At 61.2% G+C, this 14,474-nt stretch carries 13 protein-coding genes; 8 read left to right on the top strand and 5 right to left on the bottom strand.

What is annotated here, in order from left to right; genetic code table 11:
• The first annotated feature begins 101 nt into the window (after nt 1–101).
• Nucleotides 102–2,801 (top strand): alanine--tRNA ligase, encoded by a 2,700-nt coding sequence (gene alaS, locus BM399_RS05745; RefSeq protein WP_092866408.1) that lies wholly within the window; start codon nt 102–104, stop codon nt 2,799–2,801.
• Between the two features lie 125 nt (nt 2,802–2,926).
• The gene (locus tag BM399_RS05750) at nt 2,927–3,400 is read left to right on the top strand and encodes a hypothetical protein (protein ID WP_092865377.1); all 474 of its coding nucleotides are present in this window, start codon (nt 2,927–2,929) and stop codon (nt 3,398–3,400) included.
• Between the two features lie 391 nt (nt 3,401–3,791).
• Here BM399_RS05750 and BM399_RS05755 read toward each other — a convergent pair whose 3' ends face one another.
• Nucleotides 3,792–5,012 carry an NADP-dependent isocitrate dehydrogenase gene (locus BM399_RS05755; protein WP_092865380.1) on the bottom strand — a complete coding sequence of 407 codons (1,221 nt, stop codon included), beginning with the start codon at nt 5,010–5,012 and terminating at the stop codon, nt 3,792–3,794.
• A gap of 205 nt (nt 5,013–5,217) precedes the next feature.
• Here BM399_RS05755 and BM399_RS05760 point away from each other — a divergent pair, with 205 nt between their 5' ends.
• From BM399_RS05760 to BM399_RS05775, 4 genes are all read left to right on the top strand, one after another.
• Entirely contained in the window at nt 5,218–6,498 is a 1,281-nt protein-coding gene (locus BM399_RS05760) for an RNA methyltransferase (protein ID WP_244531090.1), read from the top strand.
• A gap of 144 nt (nt 6,499–6,642) precedes the next feature.
• Nucleotides 6,643–7,296, top strand: coding sequence for a hypothetical protein (locus BM399_RS05765; RefSeq protein ID WP_092866414.1), 654 nt, complete (start codon nt 6,643–6,645; stop codon nt 7,294–7,296).
• Nucleotides 7,297–7,505: 209 nt separating this feature from the next.
• The gene (gene rpsD / locus BM399_RS05770) at nt 7,506–8,123 is read left to right on the top strand and encodes a 30S ribosomal protein S4 (RefSeq protein ID WP_092865383.1); all 618 of its coding nucleotides are present in this window, start codon (nt 7,506–7,508) and stop codon (nt 8,121–8,123) included.
• Between the two features lie 201 nt (nt 8,124–8,324).
• Entirely contained in the window at nt 8,325–10,043 is a 1,719-nt protein-coding gene (locus BM399_RS05775; RefSeq protein WP_092865386.1) for an MFS transporter, read from the top strand.
• 302 nt (nt 10,044–10,345) lie between these two features.
• Here the strand turns inward: BM399_RS05775 and BM399_RS05780 are convergent, their stop codons facing one another.
• Both BM399_RS05780 and BM399_RS05785 read right to left on the bottom strand, forming a co-directional pair.
• Nucleotides 10,346–10,987, bottom strand: coding sequence for a glutathione S-transferase family protein (locus BM399_RS05780; protein WP_092866417.1), 642 nt, complete (start codon nt 10,985–10,987; stop codon nt 10,346–10,348).
• A gap of 114 nt (nt 10,988–11,101) precedes the next feature.
• A complete protein-coding gene (locus BM399_RS05785; RefSeq protein WP_092865389.1) occupies nt 11,102–12,208 on the bottom strand; it encodes a paraquat-inducible protein A in 1,107 nt (368 codons plus the stop codon).
• Between the two features lie 156 nt (nt 12,209–12,364).
• Here BM399_RS05785 and BM399_RS05790 point away from each other — a divergent pair, with 156 nt between their 5' ends.
• Complete coding sequence (locus BM399_RS05790; RefSeq protein WP_092865392.1) at nt 12,365–13,471, top strand: DmpA family aminopeptidase; 1,107 nt, start codon at nt 12,365–12,367, stop codon at nt 13,469–13,471.
• 48 nt (nt 13,472–13,519) lie between these two features.
• Here BM399_RS05790 and grxD read toward each other — a convergent pair whose 3' ends face one another.
• Entirely contained in the window at nt 13,520–13,864 is a 345-nt protein-coding gene (grxD, locus tag BM399_RS05795; protein WP_092865395.1) for a Grx4 family monothiol glutaredoxin, read from the bottom strand.
• 85 nt (nt 13,865–13,949) lie between these two features.
• A complete protein-coding gene (locus BM399_RS05800) occupies nt 13,950–14,186 on the bottom strand; it encodes a BolA/IbaG family iron-sulfur metabolism protein (protein ID WP_092865398.1) in 237 nt (78 codons plus the stop codon).
• A gap of 196 nt (nt 14,187–14,382) precedes the next feature.
• Here BM399_RS05800 and pqqA point away from each other — a divergent pair, with 196 nt between their 5' ends.
• Nucleotides 14,383–14,472 (top strand): pyrroloquinoline quinone precursor peptide PqqA, encoded by a 90-nt coding sequence (gene pqqA, locus BM399_RS05805; protein WP_015598411.1) that lies wholly within the window; start codon nt 14,383–14,385, stop codon nt 14,470–14,472.
• Nucleotides 14,473–14,474 lie beyond the last annotated feature (2 nt).

The raw sequence follows: 14,474 nt of genomic DNA on the forward strand, positions 1-14,474 counted from the left end.
TGGACACGTTCAGAGGCCGCCGCTACAACGGCGGCCTTAACCCGTTCCGAGGCGCGCTCTCGGGGCAAATTCACTCTCAATATCAGGCTCGAAAGCACCATATGGCCGGCGTCAGCGAAATCCGCGCTTCGTTTCTCGATTTCTTTGGAAAGAACGGGCACGAGATCGTGCCGTCATCCCCGCTCGTGCCGCGCAACGATCCGACGCTCATGTTCACGAACGCCGGAATGGTGCAGTTCAAGAATGTCTTCACCGGCCAGGAGACGCGCGCCATTCCTCGCGCCACGTCATCGCAGAAATGCGTGCGCGCCGGCGGCAAGCACAACGACCTCGACAATGTCGGCTATACGGCGCGCCATCACACGTTCTTCGAGATGCTCGGCAACTTCTCGTTCGGCGACTACTTCAAAGAGCGCGCGATCGAACTTGCCTGGAATTTGCTGACGAAGGACTTCGGCCTCGACAAGAAGCGGCTGCTGGTCACGATCTATCACACGGACGACGAAGCTTACGCGATCTGGAAGAAGATCACTGGGTTCGCCGACAGCCGGATCATTCGCATCCCGACGAGCGATAATTTCTGGCAGATGGGCGACACCGGTCCGTGCGGGCCGTGCTCGGAAATTTTCTTCGATCATGGCGATAAGATTCCGGGCGGTCCTCCGGGCTCTGCCGATGCCGACGGCGATCGCTTCATCGAGATCTGGAACCTCGTGTTCATGCAGTTTGAGCAACGCGGTCCCGGGGACCGCGTCGATCTTCCGCGTCCGTCGATCGACACGGGCATGGGGCTCGAGCGCGTCGCAGCGGTGCTGCAAGGTAAGCACGACAACTACGATATCGATCTCTTCCAGAATCTCATCCAGGCCATTCGCCAGGAAGCTCAGAAGGCCGGTGCGAAAGAGAGCGGCGGCGAGGGCGGTCCGGAGTTCCGGCATGTCGCGCAACGCGTCATCGCCGATCATCTTCGCTCGACAAGCTTCCTCATCGCGGATGGCGTGCTGCCGTCGAACGAGGGTCGCGGCTACGTGCTCCGCCGCATCATGCGCCGCGCCATGCGTTACGCTGCTCAGATCGGTTGCACCGAACCGCTGATGTATCATCTCGTACCGGCGCTCGTTCGCGAGATGGGGGATGCCTATCCGGAACTGGTCAGAGCGCAGCCGCTCATTGCCGAGACGCTGAAGCTCGAAGAGACGAAATTCAAGAAGACGCTCGACAATGGTTTGAAGCTGCTCGGCGAAAGCTCCGGCAACCTGAAGAAGGGTGCGGTGTTTCCCGGCGACGTCGCGTTCAAGCTCTACGATACCTACGGCTTTCCGCTGGATCTGACCGAAGACGCACTGAAGCCTCGCGGAATCACCGTCGACACGGCAGCGTTCGACGAAGCGATGAAGAAGCAAAAGGATGCCGCGCGCGCCGCCTGGAAGGGGTCGGGCGAGGCCGCGACCGAAGGCCAATGGTTCGAGATCAAGGACAAGACCGGCGCCACGGAATTCCTCGGCTACGATACGGAGACGGCTGAAGGCATCATCACCGCGCTCGTTTCGGGCCGTTCCGAAGCGAAGGAACTGAAAGCGGGCGACGAAGGCGCGCTCATTTTCAACCAGACGCCGTTCTACGGCGAAAGCGGCGGCCAGCTCGGCGATCAGGGTCTCGTGAAGGGCCCCAAGGGCGCGATTTTCCGCGTGACGGACACGCAGAAGAAGCTCGGCGATCTGTTCGTGCACTTCGGCAAGGTCGAGAAGGGAAGCTTCAAGGCGGGCGACGCCGTGGAGCTCGAGGTCGATCACGCGCGGCGCTTGGCGACGCGGGCCAACCATTCGGCGACGCATCTTCTGCATGAAGCCTTGCGGCAGGTGCTCGGCACGCACGTTGCGCAGAAGGGCTCGCTCGTTTCGCCCGATCGTTTGCGCTTCGACTTCTCGCACACGAAGCCGATGTCGGCGGAAGAAGTGAAGGCGGTCGAGGATATGGCGAACGCCGTGCTGCTCGAGAACACGCCGGTCGTCACGCGGCTGATGAACATCGACGATGCGCGCGCGACGGGCGCGATGGCACTCTTCGGTGAAAAGTACGGCGAGGAAGTTCGCGTCGTGTCGATGGGGTCGACACGCCCCGGCGCCAACAAGGCGTGGTCGGTCGAGCTTTGCGGCGGCACGCACGTGTCACGCACGGGCGACATCGGCCTCATCCGCGTTGTCGCCGAGAGCGGAAGTGCTGCCGGTGTCCGTCGGCTCGAGGCGCTGACGGGTGAAGGCGCGCGTGCCTATCTCGACGAGCAGGATGCGCGTGTGAAGGAGGCGGCAAGCGTTCTCAAGACGCGCCCCGAGGATTTGGTCGAGCGGCTGAAGCATCTTGTCGAGGAGCGCAAGGCTCTCGAGAAGCAGCTGGCGGATGCGAAGCGGCAGATCGCTCTAGGTGGCGGCGGTGCGGGCGCGGGTGCGGCAGCCAACGGCGAAGCTATTCGCAGCATCGGCAACGTCAAGCTGCTGGCGCGCACCGTTCAGGGTCTCAACCCCAAGGATCTGCGCGGCCTGATCGATGACGGCAAGAAGCAGGTCGGCTCGGGCATCGTTGCGGTTGTCGGCGTGACGGAAGACGGCAAAGCGGGCCTCGCGGTCGGCGTTACCGACGATCTCGTCAAGACGTGGAGCGCGGTCGATCTCGTCAAGGCCGGTGCGGAAGCACTCGGCGGCAAGGGCGGCGGCGGACGTCCGGACATGGCGCAGGCCGGTGGTCCGGATGGCGCGAAAGCGGGCGACGCGTTGAAGGCCATCGAGGCGCGGCTGGCGAGCTGACACGCTGGACGGCTGTTTGCTGCACTGCGAAGTGACGGAGCGTTACCTTTCGGGCATTTCACTAATGACCGCCGGGAAAAATGCGCTATATAGCCGCCGCTTTCTGAACCCGAGGACCATTGCAGATGACACGCACGCGTTCGCTCAGTTTCGCCGCCTTTTTGCTTGTCACGACATCAGCATGGGCTGACGACGCCATCATCAAGCTGCCGGCGACGCCGATGCCTTCCGCGGGACCGACCACGGCCGCGGCGACCGAGTTCTGCGGCGATGCGAGCGGCAAGGCCGAAGATCTGATCGCGCGCTATTCGTCGAAGGCCGGTTTGCAGCAGGTTTATACCAGCGACCTGTACGTTGCTTTCAGCGACGATCCGAAGAACGCGAGCGTGATGTACACGTTCACGACCAAGAACAATCCGGCTCATCCCGCCGCTGTCTGCCGAAAGGTGGTGCATGAGGGGGACGCCCTCACGGTGCAGATGAAGGTCGTCTGCGACGGCAAGGAAGAGCCGTGCGCCAAGCTTCAGAACGATTTCAACGTGATGACGGCGAAGATGCAGGCTGAGGTCGATCAGCAGATCGCTGCCGGGAAGAAGTAAGAATTTATGTTTGCGTCTGGCGGCTCCGCTAAGCGGAGCCGGCCGCTAGGCGCGCTCGTTCAAGCGGACCGTTCGCAATGTATGTGCGGACGTGGATACGCTGTCACGCCCACCCCAGAACGTCATCCCCGCGTAGGCGGGGATCTGTCTAAGGGTCCGTTCATTGCGAGTATCCAGGCCTGGACGGATCCCGGCCTTCGCCGGGATGACGAGTTTGTTTCAGCGAACACTATTGTCATCCCGGGCGAGCATTTTGCGAGACCCGGGACCCACCTTCGTCGCGGCCCTGGGTCCCGGCTCTGCGCTGCGCTCCGACCGGGATGACAAAGGGTGATGTAATCACCGACCGTCACCACCAACGCGTTGTCCGGCTTGGAGCTGAGGCTTTCGGCTATGCGGACTTCGCCATCGCGGCTTTGAGGTTGGAGTCGACCTTCTGGAGGAAGCCGGTCGTCGACAGCCATTTCTGATCGGGGCCGACGAGCAGCGCCAAGTCCTTCGTCATGTAGCCCTCTTCGACGGTTGCGATGCAGACGCGTTCGAGCGTCTGGCAGAATTTTGCAAGCTTTTCGTTGCCGTCGAGCTTGGCGCGGTGTCCGAGGCCCCGCGTCCAGGCGAAGATCGACGCGATCGAATTGGTCGACGTTTCCTTGCCCTTCTGATGTTCGCGGTAGTGCCGCGTGACGGTGCCGTGGGCTGCCTCCGCTTCGACTGTCTTGCCGTCCGGCGTCATCAGCACGCTCGTCATCAGGCCGAGCGATCCGAAGCCCTGCGCAACCGTATCGGATTGGACGTCGCCGTCGTAGTTCTTGCACGCCCAGACGTAGCCGCCCGACCACTTGAGCGCGCTCGCCACCATGTCGTCGATGAGGCGATGCTCGTAGGTGAGCTTGCGCTTCGTGAATTCGGCTTTGAACTCCGCCTCGTAGACTTCCTGGAAGATATCCTTGAAGCGGCCGTCGTAGGCCTTGAGGATCGTGTTCTTCGTCGAGAGGTAGACGGGATAGTTGCGCGACAGGCCGTAATTGAGCGAAGCACGCGCGAAGTCGCGGATCGATTCATCGAGATTGTACATCGCGAGCGCGACGCCTGCGGCCGGCGCCTTGAAGACTTCCTTCTCAATCACCGTTCCGTCCTCACCGACGAACTTGATCGTCAGCACGCCCTTGCCGGGGAACCTGAAGTCGGTCGCCTTATACTGATCGCCAAATGCGTGGCGGCCGACGATGATCGGCTCGGTCCAGCCGGGGACAAGGCGCGGCACGTTCTTACAGATGATCGGCTCGCGGAAGATGACGCCGCCCAAGATGTTACGGATCGTGCCGTTGGGGCTCTTCCACATTTCCTTCAGGCTGAATTCTTTGACGCGCGCTTCGTCGGGCGTGATGGTCGCGCATTTGATGCCGACGCCATGCTTCTTGATGGCGTTGCCGGCGTCGATCGTCACCTGGTCGCTGGTCTTGTCGCGGTTTTCGACGCTCAGGTCGTAGTATTCGAGATTAACGTCGAGGTAAGGGTGTATCAGGCTGTCCTTGATCAGCTTCCAGATGATGCGGGTCATCTCGTCGCCGTCGAGTTCGACGACGGTGCCTTCAACCTTGATTTTTTGCATGGGATGTCTCGCAAAGAAGAATGGAAGCTGGAAATTAAGACCATAGCGACAGGGTCGCGGCTCACGAAGTGAACCTTCGCCGCAGTCGTGCGGCAGATCTCGGATCGGTTCAAGTTCGAAGCGAAAAGAAGCGTGGATGTTGGGCACGATCCCGCCTAATTGTACGCCAGAAACGGCAAGCACTTAAGGCGCGCGGAGGCGTCACTTGAACGTCGAAACCGAAACGATGAAAAACGAGGCCGCGCCCGAGATCCGCATCGGGGGCGGCGTACCTGTGCTCGGTCCCCGGGACACTCCGGTCGCCGAGGTCGTACACGCCTGCCATTCCGCGTCGATCGACCAGGGACTCGCAGCGCTCGCCATTCCGGGGCTCAACCGCGAAACGCTCGAGCCTGTGCTGCAGTATTGCGCCGGGCTCCGCTGCGTTGCCGACAACGTGTCGTGCCCGGGCTGCAAACGGCGCACCGAGGCGCAGGGGATCGAGACGCTCGATCAGTTCATCCTCAGCAAGAAAGAAGTGATCGTCGGCGACGGCCGTGTCCGCCTCAAGGGCGAGGGAACGGAGACGGTTACGACACCTTGCCTCGAAACGCTTTCCAAGCAGTGGTCGGGCGAAAATTACTGGTTTTGGGCGCGCCGCGTCATTCGCAAACTGCGGCATGGGTTGCGCCGCGCGCACATGCGGGGCGAGCCGGTTGCGGGCGAAGGCGAGACGCCGTCGATCATTCTGATGGAACCACAACTCGCCGATAACATCGGCATGGTGGCGCGCGCGTGCGCGAACTTCGGGCTCGACGATCTGCGCCTCGTCAGCCCGCGCGACGGCTGGCCGAACGAAAAAGCGCGGATCGCAGCGTCGGGGGCGAACTACATCATCGACGATGCGCGGGCGTACGGCACGCTGGAAGAGAGCATCGCCGATCTGAACTGGGTCGGGGCCACGACGGCGCGCCAGCGGGATCTTCGCAAACCCGTGCTGACGCCGGAGCAGGCCATCGTCGAAATGCGGAAGCGGATCAGCCGCGGCGAGCGGTGCGGAGTGCTGTTCGGGCGCGAGCGTAACGGTCTCGAGACGAGCGAGGTCGCGGTGGCCGACGCGTTCATCATGATTCCAGTAAATTCTCGTTTCGCTTCTCTCAACTTGGCGCAGGCTGTGCTGCTGACGGGATACGAATGGATGCGAAGCGACGCCGGGCGAAGTCTCGGCCGGGTTACAACCTACGAGAAGCCTCTCACCGAGGGGCTTTACCTCGGACGGGACCGGCCGGCCACCAAGGAAGAACTGCTTGGATTATTTGAACATTTGGAGCGGGAGCTCGAGACCAACGGGTTCTTCAATCCCGCTCATCGCAGGTCAACGGTGTCACAAAATCTGCGTACACTCTTGACGAGGCTCAATGCGACAGAGCAGGAAGTCCGCACCCTTCGTGGCATAGTTGCCACGCTTTCACAGGGCAAAGGAAGGGCCAGAAAACGGGAAGAGTAGGTGCCTTCATATAGCCAAGTTTTGGGCCGAGCGATGCCAAGTCGATAGTCTACTGGCAATATGCAACGTGGCTACTGCGAGGGCCGCGCCTGGATTTCGCATTCACTAAAAAAGAAAATCGAAGAGGCGCTACTGGAGATGTGGATGAACACGAGGGCGGGGGTAGTGTTTGCGGGTGCGATGGCGTTGTCGCTGATGGGTACGGTGGTACCCGCCGGCGCGCAGGAGCTCAGCGAGCATGCCGTGAGATCATTTATGGAGTATGCGTGGTCGCTTACGCCGCAGCAATTCTCCAAGCCTGACGGGTCGGTCATCGTGATCGACAAAACCAAAAAGTCGGAAGTCGAGATTCCGCTCGACGTCGCGCGCGAAGTGATCAAGGCCGGCCGCCTTTCGGCCCATGCCCAGATCTGCGATCTGCGTGACGATCAGGTGCTCAATCACCGGGCCATGATGCGCCGGGAAGAGGCCAAGAAGAAGTGGACCCAGCAAAACCTCGTCTACATCAGCCAGTTGCACCTGACGACGGTCATGCTTCTGACGGGCCGGATCAAGCTCGTCGAGAAGGAGGGCGACAAGGAAGTCGTCGTCGACGAGAAGAAATCACCGGCTCAGACGTGCTCGGACGAGCAGCGCAAGAAGGTTAAGGAAATGATCGCGGCCTACGTTGCCGCCAGCCCGCCGCCCAATTTCGCAGCCGCGACACCGCCGGGGGCACCGGCTCCGGGCGCTACTCCGGGCGCTCCTGTCGCAACCGGGTCGACTTCGGTCACGGAAACGACGATTGATAAGAAATAAGCGGCAGATAGGCCGTTGACGAGGCGGCCGGACGCCGGTAAACCGTGTCTTCTTCGCGGGTCCTTTGGGGCCCGCGTTTGATTTGTGCGCACCCGTGGCGGGACTGTCGAAGGTCCATGCCTGTCGGCCCTCAAGTTGAGGGATGAGGAGGGGGCGCTCCAAAGTCACGGTTCAACCGGACCGTGCCATAACTCATGGAGTGCTAGAAGATGACTAAGCGCGTTCGCGCCAAGCATAAGATCGACCGCCGCCTCGGCGAGAACATCTGGGGCCGTCCGAAGAGCCCGCTCAACCGCCGCGAGAGCCGTCCCGGCCAGCATGGCGAGCGCCGTTCCGGCAAGCTTTCCGATTTCGGTCAGCAGCTGAAGGCCAAGCAGAAGCTCAAAGGTTATTACGCATCGATTTCGGAACGTCAGTTCCGTGCGGCTTACGATGAAGCTTCGCGCCTCAAGGGTTCGACGTCGGAGCACCTGATCGGACTTCTCGAGCGCCGTCTCGACGCGCTCGTCTACCGCGCCAAGTTCGTGCCGACGGTATTTGCCGCTCGCCAGTTCGTCAGCCACGGCCACGTGACCGTCAACGGCAAGCGCGTCACCGTTCCGAGCTACCGGCTCAAGATTGGCGACGTCGTTGAAGTTCGCGAGAAGGCGAAGCAGCTTGCTCTCGTTCTCGAAGCCATCAAGAGCGCCGAGCGCGATCTGCCGGATTACATCAACGTCGACCACAGCAAGATGACCGCGTCGCTGACGCGCGTTCCGGCCTTGAGCGACGTGCCGTATCCGGTCCAGATGGAACCGAACCTCGTCGTCGAATTCTATTCGCGCTAATCGCGCGCGACCGACAAGACTTTCGCTTTTGCCAAAAGGCCGGTGCTTCGTCGCCGGCCTTTTTGCTGCGCCGCGCGATCAAAGCCATCACCGTCATAGCTCTGTTCTTCATTTCCATATGAATAACGGTCGCTCGCCTCTCGTTTGGCTGTGTGCATAGAGTTGCGGTCAGAAGAACAATGCTTTGTTGGGGGGAAACACATGGCAAGCGTTGAAACGGGAGCTCTCGCCGATCCACAGACGAGGAGCATTACCGGGGCGGAACGAAAGGTCATTTTCGCGTCTTCGCTCGGCACGGTTTTCGAGTGGTACGACTTCTACCTTTATGGCTCGCTTGCGACGATCATCGCTGCGCAGTTCTTCTCGCTGAAAGATCCGGCGGGCGACTTCATCTACAATGAATCGACACGCAACATATTCGCTCTGCTCGCGTTTGCTGCTGGCTTCATCGTCCGGCCGTTCGGCGCCATCATCTTCGGACGAATTGGCGATCTCGTCGGGCGGAAAAACACCTTTCTCGTAACGATCCTGATCATGGGCCTGTCGACCTTCGTCGTCGGCCTGTTGCCGAATGCAGCGTCGATCGGCATCGCGGCGCCGATCATTCTGATCGCGCTTCGTCTGCTGCAGGGCTTGGCGCTCGGCGGCGAGTACGGCGGTGCCGCGACCTACGTCGCCGAGCACGCTCCGACGGGACGGCGCGGCTTGTATACGAGCTGGATACAGACTACGGCGACACTCGGCCTATTCCTGTCGCTCGTCGTCATCCTCGGGGTTCGTACCATCGTCGGCGAGGATGCATTCAAGGAATGGGGCTGGCGCATTCCATTCCTCGTCTCGATCCTTTTGCTCGGGGTCTCGGTCTGGATCCGTCTGTCGCTGTCGGAATCGCCCGCCTTCAAGAAGATGAAGGAGGAGGGCAAGGGCTCGAAGGCGCCGCTGACGGAAAGCTTCTTCCACTATCCCAACAACAAGTACGTTCTCTTAGCGCTGCTCGGCCTCGTCGCCGGCCAGGGCGTCGTCTGGTACACTGGCCAATTCTACGCGCTGTTCTTCCTGCAGAGCATCCTCAAGGTCGACGGCTACACCGCGAACCTCCTGATCGCGTGGTCGCTCTTGCTCGGCACGCTATTCTTCGTGTTCTTCGGGTGGCTGTCGGACAAGATCGGCCGCAAGCCAGTCATCCTCGCGGGCTGCCTGATCGCCGCTCTCACCTACTTCCCGCTCTTCAAGCTCCTTGCCGAGACGGCCAATCCGGCGCTCGCCCATGCGATCGAGACGGTGCAGGTGAAGGTCGTAGCCGATCCAGCCGAATGCGGCTCGCTGTTCAACCCGGTCGGCACACGCAAATATACGACCGCGTGCGACAAGGCTCGCGACTGGCTCGCCAAGGCGTCGGTCAAGTACACGACCGAGGCTGGACCGGCTGGTCAGCCGGCCAAGGTTGTGATTGCGGGCAAAGAAATTGCTGCCGCCGATCTTGAGAAGGCCGTTGGCGATCCGAAGGACAAGATCACGGTCGGAAGTCAGGCGATCACCGAGGCGGGCTATCCGAAGGCAGGCGATGCAAGCATCGTGAAGTTGTCCAGTCCTATCGACATCTTCAACCCTCAAGCCGGCACTGTGATCGGCATCCTGTTCATCCTGGTGCTCTATGTCACCATGGTCTACGGGCCTATCGCGGCGGCGCTGGTCGAACTCTTCCCGACCAAGATTCGCTACACCTCGATGTCATTGCCTTATCACATCGGCAATGGATGGTTCGGCGGCCTCCTGCCCGCCACCGCCTTCGCGATGGTGGCCGCGACAGGCGACATCTACTACGGCCTCTGGTACCCGATTGTGGTTGCGGCGGCGACGGCCGTGATTGGCTTCCTGTTCATTCCGGAAACGAAGGATCGCGACATCCATACGATCTGACGACGCTTCGGGTTAGCTCAAAGCTCGCTGAAAGGCCGCCTCGCTGGCGGCCTTTTTTGTTTACGCGCTTCCGCAAGTGGCGCGATCTCTCTCCCACCGTCATCCTGGCGAAGGCCGGGATCCATCCAGGCCGGATACTTGCGATGAATGGATGCTTGGACAGATCCCCGCCTGCGCGGGGATGACGTTTGTGGATGGCAGCGGAGGCCCGGGACCCACCTTGGTCGCGGTCCTGGGTCCCGGCTCTCCGCTTCGCGGCGGCCGGGATGACAAGGAGTGTGCGCTGAAGGGGGAGGTTTCGTTCAGCGCTTGCCGTAGAGATCGTTGAACGCCACCATGACGTGCTCGCGGTAAGCAGGGCGGGCTTTCAGCCGTTCATACCAGGCTTCGACGTTCGGAACGCGCGGGCGGTCGATTTCGAGGGTGTAGTAGCGGAAGAGAAGAGCGCCGGTCGTAATATCGGCAAGGCTCAAGCGGCTGCCGAGCATGTATTCTTTGCCCTGCAGCCAGCGATCGAGAAGCCCAAAATGCTTGGCGCTTTGCTCGACACCGCGATTGATTATCGACCAGTCTCTTTCCGCTTCGGGTGTGCGGTAGAAGGCCCAAAACACATCATTCAAGAAAGCCGGCTGCAACGTCGTCTCCGACCAATCCATCCAGCGTTCGTAATTGGACCGTTCAAAGGCATCGTCAGACCAGAAGCGGTCTTTGCCGTAGCGCGCCGCCAGGTAGCGAAGAATGGCGTGAGATTCCCAAACAGAGTGTCCCTCATCGTCGATCGTGGGAATGCGACTGTGAGGGTTCATGGCGAGGTATGCGGGTGTGTCGAGTTTCCCGAAGTCACCGCCGGCCAGGATGTGCTCGTGCGGGAGGTTCAATTCGCCAATGAGCCACATGACTTTTTGGACGTTCAAGGAGTTTCGGCGTCCCCAGACTTTCAGCATTGCTTTCTTCGCTCGCTCATCGATCTCCCCGTCGCGCGGGTGGGAACGATATAGCGGGATTGCGCGGGACATATCCAGGGCACGCCGCTCGATCCAAGATAGCGAACGATCTGCTCAGATGGTCTTCCATCCTCGGCGGCGGTGGTGTTCGCGCGCAATGGCGATGCCGGGATTTGGCGCGATGGCGGGGCCGCCATCAGGCCTGCGTTTGCGGCGCCGGCGGCCGGAGGGTGGCTCGGCGTTGGCCCAGCCGTACGCCAGGATCGTCATCAACGCAGAGGCCGCGAAGAAATAGACGCCCGGCAGCACGCGGGCTTCCGTATAGCCCGACGAGTTGACGTAGAAGATCATCAGCGCCAGCACCATGACGTCCGTCATCGAATAGCGGCCGATCCATTCCATCGTTGCAAACGATTTTCGGCGGAAATCATCCGGCATGTCGTGCGCGGTAATCAGCGTCAGTAGATAGAAGAGCTTCAGGAACGGGAAGAAGACGGATACGGCGAACACGATAGCGCAGAGGAAATATTCGTTGTTCTCGAAGAGTGCGTACATGATCGTCAGGATCGAATGCTCGTTCGTCCAGACATAGACGGTCGTGAAGCGGATCGTCGGCAATATGAGACCGAGCGCGAAGAATACCGTCGCGAGAATGATCAGGAAGCTCAGCGCGAAGTTGCGCCAGCCCGATGTCCGGGTCGCCTGGCCGACGTCGGGCTGAGGAATGACGGGGACGAGTTCGGGCGCCGCAGCCATCCCGTCTGTGCGGATCCAGGCATAAGAGAGGATCATCAGCATGACGGCTGCCGTGAAGAAGTAGACGCCGTTGAGGCTCGAGGCATCGTAGACGCCTTGGCTCTTTATGAAGAAGATCGTGAGGGCGAGCACGAGCACGTCGTGCATCGACCATTTGCCGAGCCATTCGAGCGCGCGCAGCCGGCTCTGGTGGCGAACGATCTCAGCAGGCGGCAAGGTCGAGACGAGCAGCAGGTAGAGAAGCTTCGTCACCGGCAGCAGAATCGAGAAGATCAGGACGATCAGTCCGAGGAACGTCTGGCCGTCGTGCAGGAGGACGCCGACAGTCGAGAGGAGCGAATGCTCCGTCGTCCAGAATGAGAAGGTCGTGAGCTTCAGGATCGGCATCGTGATGCCGAGCGCGAGACAGACGCTGGCGGTCAGGATGGTCAGCGAGAGAATGAAGCGCCTGCCGCCCAGCCACATCACCTGCACTATCCGGCTCCTGTTGCGGCCACGGAAAGCCCTTCCGCCATGCCCGCGAGGCAGCACTTCCGTTCGGCAAAATTGAGACAGCGGCCGGTCAAGCCGGGCGCGCGCTGAAGCGGTACGATAGTGCTCGTATAGCGGAGAGGAGCGTGTATGGCTGAGAGAGATCGAACGCCTGGGAATTTCGATCCGGCGGCGCATGCGCCCGACGGCCGTCAGCGGGCGCGTGGCCTCGGGCTGCCGATGCCGGGTGTCACGGGGGTGCTCAATTCCATCACGGACGTCGGCGGGGTGACTGTCGGCTTCACGACGCTTCGCAACAACGGGGGCACCGTACATACGGGCGTCACCGCGATCCTGCCGCGCGCGCCGGGCGATCTCTTGCACCCCGTCTGGGCTGGCGTCTTCTCGATGAACGGGAACGGCGAGATGACGGGTGCCCACTGGGTGCGCGATGCGGGGTGGTTCACCGGGCCTATCACGATCACCAATACGTTTTCGGTCGGTCTTGCCCATCACGCCACGCTCAAATGGATGGCGAAGCGCTTTCCTTCGCTCGGAGAGGATCTCTGGGCGCTTCCGGTCGCTGCCGAGACCTATGACGGGTATCTGAGCGACATCGCGGGCTTTCACGTCAGCGAAGAGCACGTGCTGGCCGCGATCGAGGGGGCGCTTTCGGGGCCGGTCGCCGAAGGTTGCGTCGGCGGCGGCGCGGGAATGATCGCGTATGAATTCAAGGGCGGAACGGGAACGGCTTCGCGGCGCGCGAGGACGCGTCTTGGAGAGCACACTGTCGGTGTGGTCGTGCAGGCCAATCATGGCATCCGCCCGTGGCTGACGGTCTGCGGCAAGCCGGTGGGCGACGCGTTGCCGGGGCGTCGCTGCCATAACGTGGAGCGGGGTTCGATCATCGTCATCATCGCGACCGACGCACCGCTGTTGCCAGGTCAACTCGAACGGCTGGCGCGGCGCGCTTCGATCGGCATCGGCCGCGGGGGAACGCCGTCCGGCAACAGCTCGGGCGATATTTTCCTGGCGTTCTCGACGGCCAACGATCCGGGGGCGCTGCCGGAGCCGGCGGCGCTGTCCTTCACGGCCGTCAGCAACGACGATCTGGATGGACTTTATCTCGCCGTCGTGGAGAGCGTGGAAGAGGCCGTGCTGAACGCCATGCTCGGCGCAGAGACGACGACGGGCAAGCACGGCCGGATCGTCGAGGCGATCGATGCGGAAAAACTAAAAGCGCTCGTGCTTGGATGAAGCAGCGAGCGCTTTGATCGTCGTCGATTCGGATTTCTGCAGAACGCCTCAGGCGTGCTGGTGAGAGTGGGGAATGCCCTTCTCGCAGATGAGGTCGTGGAGCTCGCCCGCGGAGTACATTTCGCGCATGATATCGCAGCCGCCGACGAACTCGCCCTTGACGTAGAGCTGAGGGATCGTCGGCCAGTTCGAGAACGTCTTGATGCCTTCGCGAATGCCCTGATCTTCGAGCACGTTCACGTCCTTGAAGGGCACGCCCAGATGCTCGAGGATCTTCACGGCGGTCGCCGAGAAACCGCACTGAGGGAACTGCTTTGTGCCCTTCATGAACAATACGACATCATTGTCGGCGATCGTTTTTGCGATGGTATCCTTGACCGGATCAGAGGCCATCCTGAGGCTCCTTGTTATTGGTGCCGGGGCAGCCCAAACGGCGCACCCGCTTCGTTTCGAGATGTGGGCGAGACAGGCCGTTTAGTCAATCGGGCGGTAGCGCAGTGGTCAGCTGCAGCGCGTGCAGAACGCCGCCCATATTGCCGCCCAGGGCGTCATAGACCATCTGGTGCTGCTGAACGCGGCTTTTGCCTTTGAAGGCGGCTGAAACGACGTGAGCGGCCCAGTGGTCGTTGTCGCCTGCCAGGTCCTTGAGCACGATCTGGGCGTCGGGAAAGCGGGTTTTTATCATCCGTTCGATGTCGGCCGCTGGCATTGGCATTTACGGGAACTCCGGTTCGTAGCAGGGGGATGGTTTCACTCGGCAATCTTTGCCCCGTTCGATCAGGTAGGGCAAGACTGGCGATCAGCCAATCTTATCGAATTGTCACGCGATTGCGATTGGACGTTATCAAGGGGCGTAGCTATGTTTAGTCATATTGGGAACGTCAAGTTCCTGAAGTCTAATGGAGGACACCATGAAGACCTGGACCAAGCCCGCAGTACGCGAGCAGGAAGTAGGCCTGGAAGTTACGTCGTACCTTCCGGCTGAGATCGACCTGATCTAAGT

This window comes from Hyphomicrobium facile, from assembly GCF_900116175.1.
Taxonomy (GTDB): Bacteria; Pseudomonadota; Alphaproteobacteria; order Rhizobiales; family Hyphomicrobiaceae; genus Hyphomicrobium_B; species Hyphomicrobium_B facile.

What these genes read in the sequence shown, in the direction of transcription:
- BM399_RS05800 (WP_092865398.1), bottom strand. Translation starts at nt 14,186, where the DNA reads ATGCCAATGCCAGCGGCCGACATCGAACGGATGATAAAAACCCGCTTT.
- BM399_RS05750 (WP_092865377.1), top strand. Translation starts at nt 2,927, where the DNA reads ATGACACGCACGCGTTCGCTCAGTTTCGCCGCCTTTTTGCTTGTCACG.
- BM399_RS05775 (WP_092865386.1), top strand. Translation starts at nt 8,325, where the DNA reads ATGGCAAGCGTTGAAACGGGAGCTCTCGCCGATCCACAGACGAGGAGC.
- BM399_RS05755 (WP_092865380.1), bottom strand. Translation starts at nt 5,012, where the DNA reads ATGCAAAAAATCAAGGTTGAAGGCACCGTCGTCGAACTCGACGGCGAC.
- BM399_RS05765 (WP_092866414.1), top strand. Translation starts at nt 6,643, where the DNA reads ATGAACACGAGGGCGGGGGTAGTGTTTGCGGGTGCGATGGCGTTGTCG.
- BM399_RS05785 (WP_092865389.1), bottom strand. Translation starts at nt 12,208, where the DNA reads ATGTGGCTGGGCGGCAGGCGCTTCATTCTCTCGCTGACCATCCTGACC.
- grxD (WP_092865395.1), bottom strand. Translation starts at nt 13,864, where the DNA reads ATGGCCTCTGATCCGGTCAAGGATACCATCGCAAAAACGATCGCCGAC.
- pqqA (WP_015598411.1), top strand. Translation starts at nt 14,383, where the DNA reads ATGAAGACCTGGACCAAGCCCGCAGTACGCGAGCAGGAAGTAGGCCTG.
- BM399_RS05780 (WP_092866417.1), bottom strand. Translation starts at nt 10,987, where the DNA reads ATGCTGAAAGTCTGGGGACGCCGAAACTCCTTGAACGTCCAAAAAGTC.
- rpsD (WP_092865383.1), top strand. Translation starts at nt 7,506, where the DNA reads ATGACTAAGCGCGTTCGCGCCAAGCATAAGATCGACCGCCGCCTCGGC.
- alaS (WP_092866408.1), top strand. Translation starts at nt 102, where the DNA reads ATGGCCGGCGTCAGCGAAATCCGCGCTTCGTTTCTCGATTTCTTTGGA.
- BM399_RS05790 (WP_092865392.1), top strand. Translation starts at nt 12,365, where the DNA reads ATGGCTGAGAGAGATCGAACGCCTGGGAATTTCGATCCGGCGGCGCAT.